Below are 20,377 nucleotides of genomic sequence, written 5' to 3'. Positions count from 1 at the left end.
CGGTATGGACGGGCTGGAGCTGGAGGGTGTTCGGCCGGCGGCCGGGCAGGCGGTTCAGGCGCGGGAGGCCGAGAGGCTGGCGGTGATCGACCGCGTCACCCGTTGGGGTGCGAACCGGAGCGATGTCGTCGGGGTCCTGCTGGTCGGGTCCTGTGCGCGGGGGACGGCGCGGCCTGAGTCCGATGTGGACCTCGTCGTGCTCACGACGGACCCGTCCGGGTACGGCGAGGGCGGGGCGTGGCTGCGTGAGCTGAGCCTGGGGGAGGTGGCGCGGGTCCGGGAGTGGGGGCCTGTCACCGAGTGGCGGCATGTGACGGCGAGTGGCCTGGAGGTGGAGTTGGGCATCACGTCGACGAACTGGGCGCGTACGGATCCGGTTGACGCGGGGACACGTGCGGTGGTCGTGGACGGGGCCCGGCCCTTGTACGACCCGGCTGGGTTGCTGGGGGCGCTGATAGGGGTGTGTGGCTGAGGTGCGTCGGCGGGTGCGGGTGCGTGGGGGCCTTTCGCGCAGTTCCCCGCGCCCCTGAGTCTCGGCTGCGGCTGGCCCTTGCCCGGGGCCTTGTCTCAGGTCTCGTCTGTGCCTGCCAGGCGGCCGAAGTCGTGGTCCGGGAGAGGGGGTGGGGCGGCGACGTCCAGGCCGTAGTGGTGGTAGAGCTGGAGTTCCTGGTCGGGCGAGAGGTGGCGGCCCACGCCGAAGTCCGGGGCGTCCTTGATCAGCGAGCGTTCGAAGGGGACGTGGAGGGTGCCTTCGATCAGCTCGCTGGGCTCCAGCGGGACGAAGGCGTCCCGGGAGAACAGACCGGTGCGTATGGCGGCCCACTCGGGCACGCCGGTCGCGTCGTCGAGGTAGACCTCGTCGACGGTGCCGATCTTGGTGCCGTTGCGGTCGAACGCCTTGCGGCCGATCAGGTTGCGCGGATCGATGTCGGTCTGCACGGGCCCTCCACATGGTCGCAAACTCATCCGTAGGCACTACATCCGTAAGCACTACAAAAGAGCACATCGGGGCTCGCGGCCACTCGAAGGAGGTGGCGTTGACCTCGCTGGTAGTCTGGCAACGGCTGCTGACCCCGTGCGGGAGAGTCCTCCGGACATCACCGGAGGCGCCGAAGGAGCAAATCCTCCCCGGAATCTCTCAGGCCCAGGTACCGCACGGACGAGGTCACTCTGGAAAGCAGGGCGGGTGTCGACGGCTTCCGCTCTCACCGACGGTGAAAGCCGGGTGCCCCTTCGTGGGCGGCCGGTGAAGCTCTCAGGTTGAGATGACAGAGGGGGAGGCCGTTCGGGTACCCGCGCCGTGGTGCCCCTCGAAGGTCGTGTCGACCAGGAGGCCCCCGTAATGACCGCCTACCGCATTCCGCTCTCCGAGCTCGAGCGGGGTATCCCCTTCGAGCAGCGCCACATCGGCCCCGACCAGGAGGCGCGGGCCAAGATGCTCGCGCACGTCGGGTACGGCTCGCTCGACGAGCTGACCGCCGCCGCGGTCCCGGATGTGATCAAGAACGCCGACGCGCTGGACCTGCCGGACGCGCGCACCGAGGCCGAGGTGCTGGCCGAGCTGCGGTCGCTGGCCGACCGCAACCAGGTGCTCGACTCCATGATCGGACTCGGGTACTACGGCACCTTCACGCCCCCGGTGATCCTGCGGAACGTCATGGAGAACCCGGCCTGGTACACGGCCTACACCCCGTACCAGCCGGAGATCTCGCAGGGCCGGCTGGAGGCGCTGCTGAACTTCCAGACCATGGTCGCCGACCTCACCGGCCTGCCCACCTCGGGTGCCTCGCTGCTGGACGAGGGCACCGCCGCCGCCGAGGCGATGGCGCTGTCGCGGCGCATGGGGAAGAACAAGAAGGGCCTCTTCCTCATCGACGCGGACGTGCTGCCGCAGACCATCGCCGTGATCCAGACCCGGGCCGAGCCGACCGGCGTGGAGATCGTCGTCGCCGACCTCGGTGACGGCATCCCGGCCGACCTCGCGGCGCGGGAGATCAACGGCGTGCTGGTCCAGTACCCGGGCGCCTCCGGTGTCGTACGCGACATCACGGCCGTCATCGAGCAGGCGCACGAGCTGGGGGCGCTGGTGACGGTCGCCGCCGATCTGCTCGCGCTGACGCTGCTGAAGTCCCCGGGCGAGCTGGGGGCGGACATCGCGATCGGTACGACGCAGCGGTTCGGTGTGCCGATGGGCTTCGGCGGTCCGCACGCCGGCTACATGGCCGTGCACGAGAAGTTCGCGCGCAGCCTGCCCGGGCGGCTCGTGGGTGTCTCCGTGGACGCCGACGGCAACCGCGCCTACCGGCTCGCGCTCCAGACGCGTGAGCAGCACATCCGCCGGGAGAAGGCCACCAGCAACATCTGCACCGCGCAGGTGCTGCTGGCCGTGATGGCCGGCATGTACGCGGTCTACCACGGGCCCGAGGGCCTCCGGTCGATCGCCTGGCGCACGCACCGCTACGCCTCGATCCTCGCCGCCGGGCTGACCGCCGGCGGGGTGGAGGTCGTGCACGGGTCGTACTTCGACACGCTGACCGTGCGGGTGCCCGGCAAGGCCGCCGAGGTCGTGGCCGCGGCGCGCGCGGGCGGTGTGAACCTGCACCTCGTCGACGCCGACCAGGTGTCGATCGCCTGCGACGAGACCACCGCGCGGGCGCAGGTGGCCGCGGTGTGGGCGGCCTTCGGGGTCGAGGGGGACATCGAGGCGCTGGACGCCGTCACCGAGGAGACGCTGCCCGCCGGGCTGCTGCGGTCCGACGAGATCCTGACGCACCCGGTCTTCCACGACCACCGTTCCGAGACGGCGATGCTGCGCTATCTGCGCCGGCTCGCCGACCGCGACTACGCGCTGGACCGGGGCATGATCCCGCTGGGGTCCTGCACCATGAAGCTCAACGCCACCACCGAGATGGAGCCGGTGACCTGGCCGGAGTTCGGGCAGCTCCACCCCTTCGCGCCGGCCGAGCAGGCGCGGGGCTACCTCACGCTCATCCAGGAGCTGGAGGAGCGGCTCGCGGAGGTCACCGGGTACGACAAGGTGTCCCTCCAGCCGAACGCCGGGTCGCAGGGTGAGCTGGCCGGTCTGCTGGCGGTCCGCGGCTACCACCGGGCCAACGGGGACGAGGGGCGCACGGTCTGTCTGATCCCCTCCTCCGCGCACGGCACCAACGCCGCGAGCGCGGTGATGGCCGGGATGAAGGTCGTCGTCGTGAAGACCGCCGAGGACGGCGAGATCGACGTCGAGGACCTGCGCGCGAAGATCGAGAAGCACCGCGACGAGCTGGCGGTGCTGATGATCACGTACCCGTCGACGCACGGCGTGTTCGAGGAGCATGTCGCCGACATCTGCGCGCAGGTGCACGAGGCGGGCGGGCAGGTGTACGTCGACGGCGCCAACCTCAACGCGCTCGTCGGGCTCGCCAAGCCCGGCCACTTCGGCGGGGACGTCTCGCACCTCAACCTGCACAAGACGTTCTGCATCCCGCACGGCGGCGGTGGTCCCGGCGTCGGTCCGGTGGCCGTGCGCTCGCACCTGGCGCCGTATCTGCCGAACCACCCGATGCAGCCCGCGGCCGGGCCCGCGACGGGCGTGGGGCCGATCTCGGCCGCGCCCTGGGGCTCGGCGGGGATCCTGCCGATCTCGTGGTCGTACGTGCGGCTGATGGGCGGCGAGGGGCTGAAGCGGGCCACGCAGGTCGCGGTCCTCGGCGCGAACTACATCGCCAAGCGGCTCGAACCGCACTACCCGGTGCTGTACACCGGCCCGGGCGGGCTCGTGGCGCACGAGTGCATCATCGACCTGCGGCCGCTGACCAAGGCGACCGGGGTGACCGTCGACGACGTGGCCAAGCGGCTCATCGACTACGGCTTCCACGCGCCGACGATGTCCTTCCCGGTGGCCGGCACGCTGATGATCGAGCCGACCGAGTCCGAGGACCTAGGCGAGCTGGACCGGTTCTGCGACGCGATGATCGCCATTCGCGCGGAGATCGAGAAGGTCGGCGCGGGCGAGTGGCCGGCCGAGGACAACCCGCTGGCGAACGCCCCGCACACCGCGGGCGCGCTCGGCGGGGAGTGGGCGCACGCGTACTCGCGCGAGGAGGCCGTGTTCCCGGCCGGGGTGTCCGTCGCCGACAAGTACTGGCCGCCGGTGCGCCGGATCGACCAGGCGTTCGGTGACCGCAACCTGGTCTGCTCGTGCCCGCCGCTGGACGCGTACGACGACTGACGGCCGAAGCGGCTCAGGCCGTTGAAGCGGTGACCGAGGGCTCCCGTCCGGGCAGGGCGGGGGCCCTCGGTGTGTTCGGGGCCGGGCGGGTCATGCCGTGGCCAGGGACACCTCGGTCGACTTGATCAGGGCGACGACCGGGGAGCCGGTGGCGAGGGCCAGGTCGGTCACCGCCTCCCGGGTGACGGCGGAGGTCAGCGAGCCGCCGTCGATGTGCACCTTGACCGAGGCCATCGCGCCGCCGGTGGCGATCTCGGTGACCGTGCCGGGGATCCGGTTGCGGATCGACAGACCCTCGACCGGGCCGGTGGCGAGGGCGACCTCGGTCGACTTCACCAGGGCCCGGACGGCGGATCCGGCCGTGAGACCGAGGTCGGTCACGGCCTCCAGGGTGATCGCGGCGGTGAGGTCCTGACCGCCGGTGAGACGGATCCCGACGACGGCCATCACCTCGCCGGCGGTGACGGTGGTGACGGTGCCGGGGAGCTGGTTGCGGATGCTCAGGGTCATGGGCACCCACCGTAGGCGCGGGGACGGCGCGTCCCCGGGATGCGGCGGTGTGCGTCGCGGCCGGGCGTGGTTCAGACGCGGTCGATATGGACGTTCGTCGACTTCACGCGGGCGGTGGCCTCCATGCCGACCTCCAGGCCCAGTTCCTCGACCGCCTCCCGGGTCAGCAGGGAGACCAGGCGGTGCGGGCCGGCCTGGATCTCCACCTGGGCGGCGACGTCGCCGAGCTTGATCGCGGTGACGATGCCGGGGAAGGCGTTGCGCACCGAGGTGTACGAGGGTTCGTCGTCCGGGGCGTCCGACCGGGCGAGCTCCACGGAGAACGCGGCGAGGTCGGCGCCGTCGATGAGGCGTCGGCCGGAGTCGTCGCGGTGGGTCGTCACCCGGCCGGCGTCGGCCCAGCGGCGCGCGGTGTCGGGGCTCACGCCGAGCAGCCGCGCCGCCTGGCCGATTGTGTAGGACTGCATGCCGGTCACGATAGGGCCGCGGGCGCCCGGAGACGGAGCCGGGGCCGGTACGGGCCGGGCGCGTCGGGCGCGAGACGGACGACCGGGCGGGCCGCGCTCACCGAGGTGCTCGGCGGGGGCGGCGGGCACGCCCTGCGCAAGGCCCCGCGCAGTCGGCGGGTGTCGGTGGCGAAGTGCGCCGAACTCATGAGGAGGAATGCGGTGTTGCCCGTCCTGCCGGCGAGTCGGCCGTCGGGCAGGAGGCCGACGACGCTGGTCCCCGGGCGGCGGTCCCACGCCGTCCGGGTGGCGCTGAACGGGCCCTGGCCGGTGGGCCGTTCGCGAAGCCGAGGTGTCTCAGGCCGCGGTGACCGCCGGGCGGTGCGGGGCGATGACCTGGCCGTCGGGCAGCAGTTCGCCGGTGTCCTCGAAGAGCAGGACGCCGTTGCACAGCAGGCTCCAGCCCTGTTCCGGGTGGTGCGCCACGAGTCGGGCGGACTCCCGGTCTGCGGAGCTTGCGGTCGGGCACGGTGGCTGGTGCTGGCACATGGCTGGGTTCTTCCGCTCTGGCGTGTGAGGTGAGTTGACTGTCGTTTCTGACCCGCGGCGTGAAGCGTCGGTCACGTCCTTCATGGCCGCCCCCCGTTGTGATAGTGGTCGGAACCAGTGTTGCCCCACGGGCGCCGATCCGCAGGGATTTCGTGGCACCGCTTCTCACAGGTTGATGACGCATCACCCACGCGGGCGGTTCATCTCAACTGCACTGTCTCTTCGGGTGGTTTCGCGTGGCCGGATAGGGCTAGTCCGCCCGGGGACGCGGGGAGGAACGCCGTGCACGGCACCGTACCCCGCCACCGGGGCCGTGGTGGCGGGGTACGGGTGCGGTCCGGTCAGGTGCGGGTCGGGCGCGGGTCAGGCCGGTGAGCCGAGCAGCGGGGGCGGGGCCGCCGGCGGCACGCGCAGGGTCAGTACCGGGAGCAGTTCCGCGACCCGGTGCGGGCGGTGGGCGGCGATGCCGGGCGGTGCCGGGGCCAGCGGCACCAGCAGGTCGGTGGCGGCCGGGTGGCCGGTGGAGCCGTCCCCCTCGGTGTCGCCGTGCAGCCAGAGGGTGAGCATGTAGAGGCCGGGCACCGACAGCAGCCGTGCCTGGTACGGCCGGTCCGCCGACTCGGCCTGGCGCAGGGCGCGTTCGGTGGAGGCGATGTAGGGGCCCTCGAAGAAGTGCGAGAACGCCCAGCCGTCCGGGGTGAGCCGGGTGTCGGCGGCGGCGACCGACCGGTCACCGCAGCGGATCAGGAACCGCCAGCCGACCAGCCGGGTCGCGGAGACGCCCTCCGGGGTGATCCGGTCCAGGACGTGCAGGGGGAGCGGCTGTTCGGGCGTTGCCTCGCCCTGCGCGGTGCGCAGGGACGGTGTCCTGGCCTCACGGACCGCGGTGGGGGAACCGAGGGCGGTGAGGACGGAGCGGAGGGCGGGCGCGGGTGCCGGAGGGACATGCAGCGGCATGGTGGGTCGCCTCTCATTCACAGGCGGTGGCGCGAGGGCGGGGGCGGACGGCGCTGTCGGCTAGCTCTCGGGTGGTCAGAGAGGCGGGGGCCGGAGTCTGGGGTTCTCGGGGTGCGCGAGCGGCCTGCCGCCACCGGGACGACAGGCTCCTTCGACTGTGGATGCCCAACCTTCTCTGCCTTGTTTGCGGAGTTTATACGACACGTGTTCAGACTGTGTTTCGTCTACCCGATCCCAGGTCACTCGGCAAGGGTTCATTCGGTCGCGGAAACGCGTAAAAAATCCCGATTCAAAGCGGTCACACGGCGATGACCTCGGGATATGTGCGCGGAGCGGTCGGCCCATTGTCGTCGGTGTTTTTCACGAGTTCTCAATGGGAAAGGGCGCTCTGCCGCATGCCCGGTGAATGTGCCACCGGTCACCTCGGGCACGTTTCCGGTCAGCGTAGCGGGTCACACGCCCGTCAGGAGACGTTATCGATCGGTCCGGCTGGGCATCATCCCACCTGACCCGGAGACCGGCGGCCGCGGTGGCGGCCCGCCCATGCGAGGAGGGACGCTTCGATGGGGGAGAAGGTCGTGGCGGGCGCGTTCGATCTGTCCGATCGGCAGCAGTACCGCGACAAGCTCCGGCGCTGCCTGACGGGGCTGGAGCGGCTTCTGGCCCAGAAGCGCTTCGACCGGCCCAAGAACCTCATGGGGCTGGAGATCGAGTTGAATCTCGCGGGCGCGGACGGACTGCCGAAAATGCTGAATGGGCAGGTGCTGGAGCGGATCGCGAGCCGCGATTTCCAAACAGAACTCGCCATGTTCAACCTGGAAGTGAACATAGCCCCCCATCGATTGGGCGGGCGGGTATTCGATCAGCTCGCGGAGGAACTCCGTACGTCACTGGCATATGCCCATCGAAAGGCCGGTGAAGTCGACGCGGGAATCGTGATGATCGGTATTCTGCCGACCCTCGACCGGGACGACCTGGTGTCGTCCAACCTTTCCGAGGTCGACCGGTACACCCTGCTCAACGATCAGATCGTGGCCGCCCGCGGCGAGGACTTCGCGCTGCGGATCGAGGGCGTGGAGACGCTCTCCTGTACGTCGAAGTCGATCGTGCCGGAAGCGGCCTGCACCTCCGTGCAGTTGCACCTCCAGGTCACCCCGGCGCGCTTCGCCGACGTCTGGAACGCGGCCCAGGCCGTCACCGCCGCGCAGATCGCCGTCGGCGCCAACTCGCCTTTCCTGTTCGGCCGTGAGCTGTGGCGCGAGTCGAGGCCGCCGCTCTTCACGCAGGCCACCGACACCCGCCCGCCGGAACTCCAGGCGCAGGGCGTCCGGCCGCGCACCTGGTTCGGGGAGCGCTGGATCGGTTCGGCCTACGAGCTGTTCGAGGAGAACCTGCGCTACTTCCCCGCCCTGCTGCCGATCTGCGACGACGAGGACCCGCTGGAGGTGCTGGACGCCGGCGGGATCCCCTCGCTCGCCGAACTCGTCCTGCACAACGGCACCGTGTACCGCTGGAACCGGCCCGTCTACGGCATCGCCGACGGCGTCCCGCACCTGCGCGTCGAGAACCGGGTGCTGCCCGCCGGACCGACCGTCACCGACGTCCTCGCCAACGCCGCCTTCTTCTACGGCGTCGTGCGCGCGCTCGCCGAGGAGTCCCGGCCGGTGTGGACCCGGCTGCCGTTCGAGACGGCCGAGGCCAACTTCGACGCGGCCTGCCGGTACGGCATCGACGCCCGCCTCCAGTGGCCCCGGCGCGGCCGGCTCGGCGGGGTCACCGAGGTCGACGCGGTGAGCCTGGTCCGCGAGGAGCTGCTGCCGCTCGCGGAAGCCGGGCTGAACGCGTGGGGGGTGGAGGCGGCCGACCGGGACTTCTATCTCGGCGTCATCGAGGAGCGCTGCCGGCGGCGGGTCAACGGCGCGTCCTGGCAGGTGGCGACCTTCCACAAGGCGGTGGAGGCGGGACTCGCGCGCGACGAGGCCCTGGCGGCGACGACACGCCGGTACGCGGAGCTGATGCGCCTGGGCGAGCCGGTGCACACCTGGCCGGTGGGGCTGCCGGAGCCGGTGCCGGCGGGGTGAGGGGCGGCGGTGCAGGTGGGGTGAGCGGGTCGGTCCCGGTGGGGTGACGGCCACCGGTACCGCGGCAGGCCGAGGGGGCCGGTGCCGCCCGCGCCAGGATCATCGGGCAAGCTGTGACGTCCGATGACGGTGGCGTACTGGAGGCAGGTGTGCAGGTGGAGGCGGGGTCGCTGAGCGAGCCCTATCCCCAGGGGCGGCCCCCGCGGCGGATCCTGCGGGACGAGACACTGCTCGTCCTGGGGCTCTCGCTCGGTGCGAGCGGTGTGGCCGCGCTGATCAGCTTTGTCGGATCCGTGACGAAACCGGGCGGTCTGAAGGACCAGGCGGCGACCCTCAACGCGTCCGCCGCGCCGGGCCGCCCCTGGCTCGATCTGGCCTGGCAGCTCTTCGGGATCGCCTCGGCGCTCGTCCCGGTCGCCCTCGTCGCGCACTTCCTGATGCGCGAGGGCCAGGGGCTGCGCACGCTCGGCTTCGACCGCACCCGCCCCTGGTTCGACCTCGGGCGGGGCGCCGGGGTGGCCGCCGTGATCGGCAGTACCGGCATTGCCTTCTACCTGCTGGCCCGGGGGCTCGGTTTCAACCTCACCGTGGTGCCCGAGGCGCTGCCCGACGTGTGGTGGAAGTTCCCGGTGCTGATCATGTCCGCCCTCCAGAACGCGATTTTGGAGGAGGTCATCGTCGTCGGCTATCTGCTGCGCAGGCTGCGGCAGTTGGGCTGGAGCCCCGGGAACGCGCTGATGGCCAGCTCGGTCCTGCGGGGCTCGTACCACCTCTACCAGGGCATCGGCGGGTTCATCGGCAACATGGTGATGGGCGTCGTCTTCGTGTTCCTGTACCGGCGTTGGGGCCGGGTGGGGCCGCTGGTGGTGGCGCACTCGCTGCTCGACATCGGGGCGTTCGTCGGGTACGCCCTGCTGGCCGGGAAGGTGTCGTGGCTGCCCACGCCGTAGACCTCCTTCCGCCGGACGTCCGTTGCGTCAGACCAGCAGTTCGCCCTCGATGACGGTGACCGCGCGGCCGCCGAGCAGGGTGCGTTCGCCGCGCAGCTCCGTGCGGACGCGGCCGGCGCGCGGTGAGGCCTGGAGGCCGGTGAGCGTCGTACGGCCGAGGCGTTCGGCCCAGAAGGGGGCCAGCGCGGTGTGGGCGCTGCCGGTGACCGGGTCCTCGTCGATGCCGACGTTCGGGAAGAAGCAGCGGGAGACGAAGTCGTAGCCCAGCGCGGGGTTCTCGGCGCGGGCGGTGGCGATGACGCCCCGGCGGGAGTGGGCGCCCAGGGCCCGGTGGTCGGGGCGCAGGGCGTGCACGGACTTCTCGTCGGGCAGCTCCACCAGCAGGTCACCGACGTGCGGGCCGGTGTCGTAGGCGGAGAGCGGCTCGGTGCCCAGGGCCTCGGTGACGCCGTCCGGCAGGGCGACCGGGGTGAGCGGAGCGGTCGGGAAGTCCAGGGTGATGGAGCCGTCCTCGGCGGGCGTGGCCACCAGGACGCCGCTGCGGGTGGCGAAGCGTACGGGGCCCGCGTGGACGCCCGTCGAGTGCAGGACGTGGGCCGTGGCGAGGGTCGCGTGGCCGCACAGGTCGACCTCGGCGGCCGGGGTGAACCAGCGCAGCGCCCAGTCCGCCTCGCCGCCCGCCGGGAGCGGGTGGGCGAACGCCGTCTCGGCGTGGTTGACCTCCAGGGCGATGTTCTGGAGCCGGTCGTCGCCGGGGAAGGCGTCGAGGAGCAGGACCCCGGCCGGGTTGCCGGCGAAGGGGCGGTCGGTGAAGGCGTCGACGATTCGAATCCGCATGGCCGTGACGGTAGGCGGTGGCGGACGCCCGCGGCCAAGGCCAATCCGGGAGTCCTGGACTGGCCGCTCCGCGGGGCGATCGGCCGGTGCAGGTGATCATCGGTGGTCAACTGTCCTATATTTAACGGCAGTTCATGGCTTCCGGATGTGTGGTGAGGGGAGGACGGGGTGGCGGGGAACGGCACGGTGGTGGTGACGGGGGCGACCGGGTTCATCGGGTCGCACGCGCTGCGCGCGCTGGCGGAACTGCAAGGAACCGACGGCGACCGTCCCGCGCCACGGCTGCGGGCGCTGGTGCGCACCGTTCCTGATGTGCTGCCGCCCGGCACCGTGGAGTGGGTGCGCGGCGATCTCACCGACCCCGCGTCGGTGCGCGGGCTCTGTGAGGACGCGGCGGCGGTCGTCCACCTCGCGTCGTACATCGGCGGGGACGAGGAGCGGTGCGAGGCCGTCAACGTGGGCGGCACCCGGGCGCTGACGGCGGAGGCCGAGCGTGCCGGGGCGGCCCGGGTGGTCCATCTGTCCACGGCCGCCGTCTACGGGGCCGGGCCGCACCGGGGCATCGCCGTCGACGAGATCGAGGCCGAGCCGGTCTCCGCCGTGAGCCGGACCCGGCTCGCGGGGGAGGCGTACGCGCGCCGGGCGGGCGCGGTGGTGCTGCGGCCGGGGATGGTGCTCGGCGCCGGGGACCGCTGGGTCGTCCCCGGGCTGCGGGAACTCGTGGACCGGGTGCCGGCCGAGTGGGACGGCGGCCGGGCCTCGCAGACCGTGGTGGACGCCGGTGACCTCGGCCGGCTCATCGCCGCGATCGCCGTGGGGCCGTCCGTCGTACCGCCCGGCACCTATCACGCCGGGCATCCGGAGCCGGTGCGGATCGGCGCCCTGCTGGCCGAACTGGCCGCGGTGGGCGTGCTGCCGCCCCGCCCGGACGCGGACTGGCCCCTCGCCGACTGCCTGGAGCGGCTGCGGACGACGCCGGGTCGGGTCTCGGAACGGCAGTTCGCCCTGGCGGCGGAGGACCACTGGTACCTGGCCGACGACCTGTGGAAGCTGGCCGGTACGTCGCCGGGGCCGGGTCCGCTGTCGCGGCTCGCGGGGGTGGCTGCTTGGTATCGGGGGTGGTTGAGGGAAGCCGGGGGAGCGGGCTCGTCTGCGGGCGGGTGAGCTGGGTCGTCTGTTTCCCGCTGGTTTGTTCCTGCTGGTTTGTTCGGGTGTGGGCGGGGGTTCGCCCTGGGCGGGCTGGCCGCACTTGTGGAGGTGGGCCGGCACCTCGCTCGGGTCGGGTCCGCTCTCGCGGGTCGCGGGTCGCGGGTCGCGGGTGGCGGGTCGCGGGTGGCGGGTCGCGGCGTGGTATCGGGATGGTTGCGGGAGGCCGGGGTAGCGGGCTCGCAGCGGTTCGCCCTGGTCGCGCGTGACCGCTGGTACCTCGCCGAGGACTTGTGGACGGTGGCCGGCACGTCGTCCGGCCCGGGCCCGCACTCGCGGCTCGCGCGGTGCCGGGTGGCCGGCTCGCCCACCGGTGGGACCGCTGGGCGGCGGTTCGCCCTGGGTCGCGCCGGACCACCGGCATCTCGCCGACGATCTGTGGGAGTCGGCCGGTACTGCGCCGGGGACCGGGTCGCTCTCGTGGGGCGCCTCGGGCGGATCGCTGGGATGCTGAAGGTGGCGAGCGCCAGCTCATGACCTCGCGGTCGACCAGGGCGGTGAACGGATGGCTGGGCCGGACGAGGACGATCCGGAGCCGACGGCGTCGGCGGACCCGCGCGCGTCGGACGATCCGCGCGCGTCGGACGATCCGCGCGCGGCGGAGGCGGATCCGCGCGGGGATCCCTATCTGCGGACCCGGTTCGCGATACCCGCGCGCCCCGCGACTTTCCTCCGGCGCGACCGGCTCGTCACCCACCTGGACCAGGCCCTCGGCACCCCGTTGACGATGGTCAACGGCGCCGCAGGCGCGGGCAAGACCCTGCTGCTCGCCGACTGGGCGGCCGGCGTGGAGGGCCCCCTCGCGTGGTTCACCACCGACGCGGCGGACCTGGGGCCCGGCGTGTTCTGGGCCTATCTGATCGAGGCGCTGCGCCCAGCGGGCGTCACCCTGCCCCCGGGCGGCGGCAGCCCGGCGGACGCGAGCCATGTGCCCCAGACCCTGCTGGCCCGGCTCGCCGCCGAGCTGAGCACCCGCGAGCAGCCGGTGATCCTCGTGCTCGACGAGTACGACCGGGTGACCGACCCGGAGATCGCGGAGCAACTGGAGTTCGTCCTGCACCACGCGGGGGCGGGCCTGCGCCTGGTCCTCGTCACCCGCACCGAACCCCTGCTCCCGCTGCACCGCTACCGCGCCGCCGGCGATCTCACCGAGATCCGGGGCGCGGAGCTGGCCTTCACCCCGGAGGAGGCGGCCGCCCTCCTCGCGCTGCACGGCCTGACGCTCCCGGTGAGCGCAGCGCGGGCGCTGGTGGAGCGCACCCGGGGCTGGGCCGCGGGACTGCGGCTGTGCGCGCTCGCCGCGCAGGAGGACCCGGATCCGGAGCGGTACCTCAAGGAGTTCGAGGCCGACCGGTCCACCGTCGCCGATTTCCTGCTGGCCGAGGTCCTCAAACGGCAGAGCCCCGAGATCCAGGACCTGCTGCTGCGGGTCAGCGTCCTGGAGCGGTTCGGCCCCGAGCTGGCCAACGCCCTGACCGGCCGGTCCGACGCCGGACCGCTGCTGGCCGGACTGCACCGCGACAACGCGTTCGTCGAACACCTCGGGCACGACAGCTACCGGCTGCATCCGCTGTTCGGCGAGATCCTCCGGGCCCATCTGCGGATGCGTGAACCCGGCCTGGAGCCCGAACTGCACGGCCGGGCCGCACGCTGGCTGCGGCGCTCCGGATCCCTGACCGAGACGCTCGGGCACGGCGCCGCCGCGGGCGACTGGGAGTTCACCGCGGGCGCCCTGGTGGACGACCTCGCCATCGGCCGGCTCTTCACGGGACTGCACTCGGACGACCTGGTCGAGCTGTTCGCGGGCATGGCGCCCGAGGCGCACGGCCCCGCGCCGGACCTGGTGCGCGCCGCCCGTGACCTCGCCCGCCGCGACCCCGACCACGGCCTCGCCCATCTGCACCGTGCCGAACAGGCCCTCACGGAGCTGCGCCGGGCGGCGGACCCGCCGGACACGGCCGCCGCCGAACTGAGCTGTGCCCTGCTCAAGGCCCTGGCCGCCCGGCTGACCGGTGCCGCGGGACCGGCCGAGGAGGCCGCCGAGGCCGCCGTACGGCTGCGCGAACGCGTCCCGGCCCGGCTCCTGGACGAACACCCCGAGGTCACCGCCCTCCTCCAGGCCCACCTGGGCTCCGCCCTGCTGTGGGCCGGCCGTTTCGACGAGGCACGGGCCGCCCTGACCGAGGTGGCCGACTGTGCGGGCGGCGCCGCCACGGCCCTGCTGCGCGAGGACGCCCTCGGCCGACTGGCACTCATAGAACAACTGAACGGATGGCCCGGCCGGGCCGAGCGCACCGCACGGGCCGCGATGACCGAGACCGAGCGCTTCGGGCTGCCCCAGCCCGCCGGTTCCGGCGTCGCCCGCCTGGTCCTCGCCGCCGTCGCCGTAGACCGGAACGAACTGCGGCGGGCCCACGCGCTGCTCACCGTCGCCGACGCCCCGCACGCCGCGCTGTGCGATCCGGTCCTGGAGGCCGGTCGTGCGCTCGCCACCGCCCGCCTCCACCTGGCACGCGGTGACACCCGCGCCGCCCTCGCGGCGACCGAGCCCGCCGTCGCCGCCGTCACCGAATCGCCCTGGGTCCGTACGCAGACCGCGCTCGTGGCCGCCGCCGCGCACCTCGCCGCCGGGCGGGCCGAGGCCGCCGTGGAACTGCTGGAGGAACGGCTGCCCGACGACCGTGGGCCCGCCGTCGTGGCCGCCGCCCGGGCCCGGCTCGCCGCCGGACGCCCCGACGCGGCACGGGAACTGCTCGACCTGCTCCGCCCCGACGGCCGTACCGGGCCCGCCGTCACGGTCCGCGCCACCCTGGTGCGCGCGCAGGCCGCCGACGACACGGGCGATCCGGCCGCCGCGCGCCGGCTGGTCGCGCAGGCCCTGCACGACGCGCGCCGCGATCTGCTGCGCCGGCCGTTCCTGGAGGCCGGGCCCTGGATCCGGCCCTTCCTCACCACCGCGCCCCTGCGCGCACTGGCCGAGGACTGGCTCACCCCTGGTTCCGCGCACGGTACGAGTCCCAGCGCGGCTTCCGGTTCCACCCCCGCCTCCGTCCCGCCCGAGGACCGGCCGCCGCCGGTCGTGGAGGAGCTGAGCGGCCGTGAACGCGATGTGGTGCTGCGGCTGTCCCGGATGATGTCGACCGAGGAGATCGCCGCCGACCTGTACGTCTCCGTGAACACGGTCAAGACGCACCTCAAGAGCGCCTACCGAAAGCTGTCGGTGAACCGCCGCAACGACGCCGTACGCCGGGCGCGGGAGCTGGGACTGATCTGACCCGCGTCGTCCTCGCGCCGTCCCCGCGTCGACCTGGCGCCGAGCGGGTCTCGCCCGTGGCGGGTGAGGCGCGTCGGGGGTTCCTCGGATGGGATCGGGGGTGGCGGCCGGTCGCGGGGGCCGGCCGCCGGTCGGCCGGTCCCGGCCGGCGCACCCGGCCCCGAGCGGACGAGGTGGACGATGGCACGCTGGCGGGCCCTGGCCGTCCTGGGCACGGCCCAGTTCCTGATGGTCCTGGACACCTCGGTCATGAACGTCTCGATCAGCCAGTTGGTCGAGGACTTCGACACCGAGGTCACGGCCATCCAGGCGGTCATCACGCTGTACGCGCTGGTCATGGCCGCCTTCATGATCGTGGGCGGCCGGCTCGGGGACATCTTCGGGCGGCGCCGGCTGTTCCTGGTCGGTCTCGTCGTCTACGGCATCGGATCCGCCCTGACCGCCGTGGCACCCACCCTCTGGGTGCTCGCGCTGGGCTGGTCGGTGATCGAGGGGCTCGGCGCCGCGCTGGTGCTGCCGGCCATGGCGGCCCTCGTCGCCGAGTCCTACCAGGGCCGCGACCGGGCCGTCGCCTACGGCGTCATCGGCGGCCTCGCCGGTGCGGGCATCGCCGTCGGACCGCTGCTCGGCGGCTGGGTGACGACGTACCTCACCTGGCGGCTGGTGTTCGCGGGCGAGGTCGTGGTCGTCCTGGTCATGCTGCTCTGCCACCGGGTCGTCACCGAAGCTCCCCGGACCGGCCCGCGCCCCAAGCTGGACGGCGTCGGCGCCCTGCTGTCGGCCGCCGGGCTGGGCCTGTGCGTGCTCGGTGTGCTCCAGAGTGGAACGTGGGGGTGGGCGCAGCCCCGCAACCCGCCCTTCACCGTGCTGGGCTTCGCGCCGACCCTGTTCGTCATCGCCGCCGGAGCGGTCGTCCTGGCCGCCTTTCCGCACTGGGAGCGGCGCCGGGAGGACCGCCGGGAGGATCCCCTCTTCCACCTGGGGCTGCTGCGCGTCCCGGCCCTGCGTTCCGGGCTGCTGACCCTGCTCGCCCAGAACCTCATCCTGCTGGGACTGTTCTTCGCCATCCCGCTGTATCTCCAGGTGGTCCAGGGGTTCGACGCCTTCGAGACGGGGCTGCGGCTGCTGCCGGTGTCCGCGACCATGCTCGTGACCTCGCTGGCCGCCGCGCCGCTCGGACGGGCGGTCGGGCCCCGGCGGGTGGTCCGGCTGGGGCTGCTCCTGCTGGCCGCCTCGGTCGTGTGGCTGCTGGCGACCATCGACCCCGTCATCGACGACGGTCAGTTCGCCGGCGCCATGGCGCTCCTCGGCATCGGCATGGGGCTGCTCGCCTCGCAGCTCGGCAACATCGTGCAGTCCAGCGTCGGCGAGGCGGAGCGCAGCGAGGTCGGCGGCCTTCAGTTCACCGCCCAGAACCTGGGGTCGGCGCTCGGCACCGCGCTCATCGGGTCACTGCTCGTCGGGGCGCTCGCCCATGCCTTCACCACCGAGATCGAGGACGATCCACGGCTGTCCGAGCAGGCCCGGCAGGAGACCGGGGTGGCCCTGGAGTCCGGGGTCAGCTTCGTCTCCACCGACCAGGTGCGCACCGGTGCCGAGCGGGCCGGGCTGCCGCCGGGCGAGGTCGACGCGCTGGTGGACTCGTACGCGGCGGCGCAGCTCGACGGCTTGAAGGCGGCCGTACTGGCGGCGGGGGGTGTCACGCTCGCCGCGTTGCTGGTGACGCCGGGGTTGCCGGGTCGGGCGGGGGTGCGTTCCAAGTCGTCTGAAGGGGTCGGTGGGTCCGGCGCGTCCGATGAGTCCGGCGGGTCCGGCGCATCTGATGAGTCCGGCGGGTCCGATGCGTCCGGTCTGTCCGGTCCGACCGGCTGATTTCGTCTTCGGCTGACCCCGTCCAAGGAGGCCGCCATGTCCCGGACCGAGCGCGACGCGGGCGCCGGCCACGGTGAGGAGCACCGGGCCCGTGCCGACTACACCGGTGGTGTCTACGGCTCCATGCTCGCCACGTCCGTGATCGTCGGCGCGGGCACCCTGGGCTCGTTTCCCCGGGCGGAACTGGTGATCCTGCTGGTGCTGACCGGTGTGGTGTTCTGGCTCGCGCATGTGCACGCCCAGGTGTTCGGTGCGCGGCTGACGCGGCGGACGCCGGACCGGCGGATGCTGCTGCACGTGTGCCGCGACGAGTGGCCGATCGTCCAGGCGGCCTTCCCGCCCGCCGCCGCCGTGGCCGTCAGCCCGCTGCTCGGCCTCGACGTGGAGGGTGCCCTGTGGTTCGCGCTGTCGGTGGCGGTCGCGGGACAGGTGGGCTGGTCCGCGGCCGCGGCGCGGCGGGCCGGGGCCGGGTGGGGGATGGTGGCGGTCAGCGGCGTGGTGAACCTGGTGCTCGGGCTGGTGATCCTGTCGTTCAAGCTGTTCTTGAAGCATTGACGCAGGTCGTGGGGTCGGGCGGGGGTTGGCAGGGCCGGTGCCGGCGCTCGGGGCTTATCACCTGCACGGGGTGAGGCCGGGGGGGCTTGTCCGGGCGGAGGATCGCAGGAGTGGTAGAGGATCGCCGGAGTGAGGGCGCAGCCCGCCTGTCCCAGGCCCACCCGGGGAGAGCAGCTCATGCGCTATGAGATCCGCGTCGACGGACATCTGACGGAGGCGCTGAAGAGTGCCTTTCCGGAGCTGGACCATGTCGTGATGTCCGGTCAGACGGTGCTGTTCGGGCAGGTCGTCGACGAGGCGCATCTGTTCGGACTGCTGGCCCGCTGCCAGTCCCTGGGGCTGCGGGTGCTGGAGATGCGCCAGCTTCCGGAGTGACGGCGGGGCGTCCCTCTTCCCGGTGGCGGTATCACCCGTGGGGGGTGACCCGGGGGCCGGGGACGGGCGGCACGCTTTCCGGTGTGGGGTCACCACACACCGCCCCGTCGGCGGTCCGATCGCGGTCCGCCGGAGCGTGCGAGGAGGAGCCATGACCGAGTCGCGTGGTCCGGCACCGCACAGCGGACCGGAGTTCGAACCCGGCGGGGCGGAGGTGGAGCCGGATCCCTACGGGTCGGCCCCCGTCGCCGGACGTCGTCCCGCCCAGCCGTACGGCAGTGATCCGACCGCCGCTCTCACCGTGCTCGGCCGGTCCTGGACGTGGATCCTCGGCTCGGCCGTCGCCACGCTGGTGCCGGGCATCCTGGTCCTGGTGTGGCCGGACGAGACGCTGCATGTCCTGGCGGTGCTCATCGGTCTGTATCTGCTGGTGGCCGGGGCGTTCCGGTTCGTGTCGGCGTTCGGCCGCGAGGACCATGGGGAACGGCTGCCCGGGCTGCTGCTCGCCGTGCTGTACGTGCTGGCCGGTGTGCTGTGCCTGCGGAACCCGTTGCAGACGATCGCGGCCCTCTCGTTGATCGTCGGGGTGGTGTGGCTGGTGTCCGGCATGCTCACCCTGTTCACGGCGCTCGGTGCCAAGGATCTGCCGCACCGCGGCTGGGTGCTCGGCGCGGCGCTGCTCGCCATCGTCGCCGGCATCGTCGTCCTGGCCCTCCCCACGGAATCGGCCCGCGCCCTCACCCGCCTCCTCGGCCTCTGGCTCGTCCTGATCGGCCTGGTCGAGGTAGCGGTCGCCCTCGCATGGCGGTCGGCGCTGCGGCGGGCGGGGGTTTCGGGTGGGGGCGACGGGTAGTCCGGGGGGCGGCTGGGACGACGGGGGTGTGCGGCGGGCTGGGGTGGCCCGGGGCCGGCGTGTTCGGCAGGTCTGGCGGGCCTGTTGGTTCGGCAGGACTGGGGCGTGCGGTTGGTCTGGGGATCCCGGGGTGCTGGCGCATGCGTCACGCCGAGCTGGTTCCGTTGGTTCGGCAGGTTCGGTGTGTGCGGTTGGTCCGAGGGTTTGGCAGGACGGGCGTATACGGCGGGCCCTCGTGGGTTCCGTTGGCCCGGTGGGGCCGCGCGTGGGGCGGAACCGTTGCATTGGTTGGTCCGGCAGCCCCGGTAGGTCTTGGGGGACGCCGGGCGGGTTCTGTTGGTTCAGCGGGGCCGGCGCGTGTGGTTGGCCCGAAGATCCGGGGATGCTGGCCTGGTCGGCATGCGTGGCGAGTTCCGTTGGTTCGGCAGATCGGCTGGTGCGGCAGGACCGGTGGATCCCGCACGCCTGGCGGCCTTGTGGCTTGAGCGGGTCCGGGGCGTGTGGTTGGTCCGGGGATGCGAGAGGACCGGCGCATCCAGCGGGCGTCGCGGGTTGCGTCTGGTTCGGCGGGCCGACGGGTGCGGTGGGACCGTTTCATTCGGCTGGTCCGGCAGGTGGGGCGCGTCCCGCAGGTCCGGCGCGAACGGCTGCCCCGGGGGCGTGTCCGGCGGGCCTGTGCGTTCCATTGGTTCGGCGGGCCAGCGCGGGCGGTGCGGACCGTGGCATCCGGTTGGTCGGGCATATCTGGTGGGACTTGTGCCCGCCGGGTCCGCCTGGCCCCCCGTTCCCACCGGTTCCGCCCAGCCCAGCCACCGGCTCCGCCTGGCCCGCCGAACCCCACCAGCCCGACCGAGCGCACCAGCTCTACCTGCCCCACCGGTTGCACCTGCCCCCTGAACCCCACCACCCCGACCGCACCCACCGGCTCCGCCCAGCCGACGGGGACCTACCGAACCCCACCAGCCCGATCGAACCCACCGCCCCCCCCACAACCCACTCCACCGGCCCCGCCGCCCCCCCAACCCCCACCCCACCCCGGGTGAACCCCCCGATCACCCTCCCCGGGTGAGGCGCGCGCCGCTTGCCGTGCGCACGCTGAGAGCCGTACGGGCTCGGGCTCAGGTCCGGGGCGTATGTCGGGCGCAGGCCCGGTCGGACATCGGGCGAACGCCCGGAACGGAGGAGAGACATGTACCTCGCGTACGACTACCCGCTGCTCAGCGCGTTCTGGACCATGCTGGTCTTCTTCCTGTGGGTCATGTGGTTCGTGCTGCTGTTCCGGATCGTCGTCGACATCTTCCGCGACGACGACCTCAGCGGCTGGGCCAAGGCCGGCTGGCTGGTCTTCTGTGTCGTACTGCCCTTCCTGGGCGTGTTCGTCTACGTGGTCGCCCGCGGCAAGAACATGGGCAAGCGCGAGATGGCCCAGGCGCGTGCGCAGCAGCAGGAGTTCGACCAGTACATCCGTGACACCGCCAAGGGTCACGGCGGCGGCTCCGGCAGCAGTGTCGACCAGCTCCACAAGCTGTCCGAGATGAAGAGCCGCGGTGACATCACGGACGAGGAGTTCCGCCGGGCCAAGGCGCAGATCCTGGGCGACCAGCCCCCCGCGGACCGCCCCGGACCGGTCGCCTCCGGAACCGGCGCGAGCCGCTGAGCCCCGGGCACACCGAACGACACCGAA

The 20,377-nt window shown here is 72.8% G+C and carries 17 protein-coding genes and 1 riboswitch; of the genes, 11 read left to right on the top strand and 6 right to left on the bottom strand.

What is annotated here, in order from left to right; all coding sequences use genetic code 11:
* The first annotated feature begins 4 nt into the window (after positions 1-4).
* Complete coding sequence (locus AFM16_RS07090; protein WP_078636866.1) at positions 5-472, top strand: nucleotidyltransferase domain-containing protein; 468 nt, start codon at positions 5-7, stop codon at positions 470-472.
* A 95-nt stretch (positions 473-567) separates the two neighbouring features.
* On the opposite strand, the gene AFM16_RS07085 is transcribed toward AFM16_RS07090, so the two are convergent.
* Positions 568-939: a PRC-barrel domain-containing protein gene (locus tag AFM16_RS07085; RefSeq protein ID WP_030798314.1), complete on the bottom strand. Its 372-nt coding sequence runs from the start codon at positions 937-939 to the stop codon at positions 568-570.
* Positions 940-1,068: 129 nt separating this feature from the next.
* A riboswitch (glycine riboswitch) is annotated at positions 1,069-1,164 on the top strand.
* 178 nt (positions 1,165-1,342) lie between these two features.
* On the opposite strand from AFM16_RS07085, the gene gcvP reads away from it, so the two are divergent.
* Positions 1,343-4,228 (top strand): aminomethyl-transferring glycine dehydrogenase, encoded by a 2,886-nt coding sequence (gene gcvP, locus AFM16_RS07080; protein WP_078632806.1) that lies wholly within the window; start codon positions 1,343-1,345, stop codon positions 4,226-4,228.
* 90 nt (positions 4,229-4,318) lie between these two features.
* Here the strand turns inward: gcvP and AFM16_RS07075 are convergent, their stop codons facing one another.
* The 4 genes from AFM16_RS07075 to AFM16_RS07060 form a co-directional block, all read right to left on the bottom strand.
* Positions 4,319-4,738 carry a TOBE domain-containing protein gene (locus AFM16_RS07075; RefSeq protein WP_030798320.1) on the bottom strand — a complete coding sequence of 140 codons (420 nt, stop codon included), beginning with the start codon at positions 4,736-4,738 and terminating at the stop codon, positions 4,319-4,321.
* Between the two features lie 71 nt (positions 4,739-4,809).
* Positions 4,810-5,205, bottom strand: a complete 396-nt coding sequence (locus AFM16_RS07070) for a TOBE domain-containing protein (RefSeq protein WP_030798323.1) — start codon at positions 5,203-5,205, stop codon at positions 4,810-4,812.
* Positions 5,206-5,541: 336 nt separating this feature from the next.
* Positions 5,542-5,733, bottom strand: coding sequence for a DUF5999 family protein (locus tag AFM16_RS07065; RefSeq protein WP_030798326.1), 192 nt, complete (start codon positions 5,731-5,733; stop codon positions 5,542-5,544).
* Positions 5,734-6,096: 363 nt separating this feature from the next.
* Positions 6,097-6,690 carry a hypothetical protein gene (locus tag AFM16_RS07060; protein WP_078632805.1) on the bottom strand — a complete coding sequence of 198 codons (594 nt, stop codon included), beginning with the start codon at positions 6,688-6,690 and terminating at the stop codon, positions 6,097-6,099.
* A gap of 563 nt (positions 6,691-7,253) precedes the next feature.
* On the opposite strand from AFM16_RS07060, the gene AFM16_RS07055 reads away from it, so the two are divergent.
* Positions 7,254-8,771: a glutamate-cysteine ligase family protein gene (locus tag AFM16_RS07055; protein ID WP_030798330.1), complete on the top strand. Its 1,518-nt coding sequence runs from the start codon at positions 7,254-7,256 to the stop codon at positions 8,769-8,771.
* Between the two features lie 149 nt (positions 8,772-8,920).
* Positions 8,921-9,721 (top strand): CPBP family intramembrane glutamic endopeptidase, encoded by an 801-nt coding sequence (locus AFM16_RS07050; RefSeq protein WP_078632804.1) that lies wholly within the window; start codon positions 8,921-8,923, stop codon positions 9,719-9,721.
* Between the two features lie 27 nt (positions 9,722-9,748).
* Here AFM16_RS07050 and AFM16_RS07045 read toward each other — a convergent pair whose 3' ends face one another.
* Complete coding sequence (locus tag AFM16_RS07045) at positions 9,749-10,558, bottom strand: PhzF family phenazine biosynthesis protein (RefSeq protein ID WP_078632803.1); 810 nt, start codon at positions 10,556-10,558, stop codon at positions 9,749-9,751.
* Between the two features lie 168 nt (positions 10,559-10,726).
* On the opposite strand from AFM16_RS07045, the gene AFM16_RS07040 reads away from it, so the two are divergent.
* The 7 genes from AFM16_RS07040 (at position 10,727) to AFM16_RS07010 (ending at position 20,350) form a co-directional block, all read left to right on the top strand.
* Complete coding sequence (locus AFM16_RS07040; protein ID WP_245177658.1) at positions 10,727-11,722, top strand: NAD-dependent epimerase/dehydratase family protein; 996 nt, start codon at positions 10,727-10,729, stop codon at positions 11,720-11,722.
* A gap of 547 nt (positions 11,723-12,269) precedes the next feature.
* Complete coding sequence (locus tag AFM16_RS07035; protein WP_078632802.1) at positions 12,270-15,038, top strand: winged helix-turn-helix domain-containing protein; 2,769 nt, start codon at positions 12,270-12,272, stop codon at positions 15,036-15,038.
* Between the two features lie 180 nt (positions 15,039-15,218).
* A complete protein-coding gene (locus tag AFM16_RS07030) occupies positions 15,219-16,910 on the top strand; it encodes an MFS transporter (RefSeq protein ID WP_078632801.1) in 1,692 nt (563 codons plus the stop codon).
* Positions 16,911-16,946: 36 nt separating this feature from the next.
* Positions 16,947-17,465, top strand: a complete 519-nt coding sequence (locus AFM16_RS07025) for a hypothetical protein (protein WP_030798340.1) — start codon at positions 16,947-16,949, stop codon at positions 17,463-17,465.
* A gap of 177 nt (positions 17,466-17,642) precedes the next feature.
* The gene (locus AFM16_RS07020; RefSeq protein ID WP_030798341.1) at positions 17,643-17,840 is read left to right on the top strand and encodes a DUF8691 family protein; all 198 of its coding nucleotides are present in this window, start codon (positions 17,643-17,645) and stop codon (positions 17,838-17,840) included.
* 151 nt (positions 17,841-17,991) lie between these two features.
* Positions 17,992-18,693 (top strand): HdeD family acid-resistance protein, encoded by a 702-nt coding sequence (locus AFM16_RS07015; protein ID WP_030798343.1) that lies wholly within the window; start codon positions 17,992-17,994, stop codon positions 18,691-18,693.
* Between the two features lie 1,189 nt (positions 18,694-19,882).
* Positions 19,883-20,350 (top strand): SHOCT domain-containing protein, encoded by a 468-nt coding sequence (locus AFM16_RS07010; protein ID WP_030798516.1) that lies wholly within the window; start codon positions 19,883-19,885, stop codon positions 20,348-20,350.
* Positions 20,351-20,377: the final 27 nt, after the last annotated feature.

This window comes from Streptomyces antibioticus (assembly GCF_002019855.1).
Taxonomy (GTDB): domain Bacteria; phylum Actinomycetota; class Actinomycetes; order Streptomycetales; family Streptomycetaceae; genus Streptomyces; species Streptomyces antibioticus_B.
Note: the sequence above shows the minus strand (reverse complement) of the source record. Positions and strands in the feature narration are given on the sequence as shown.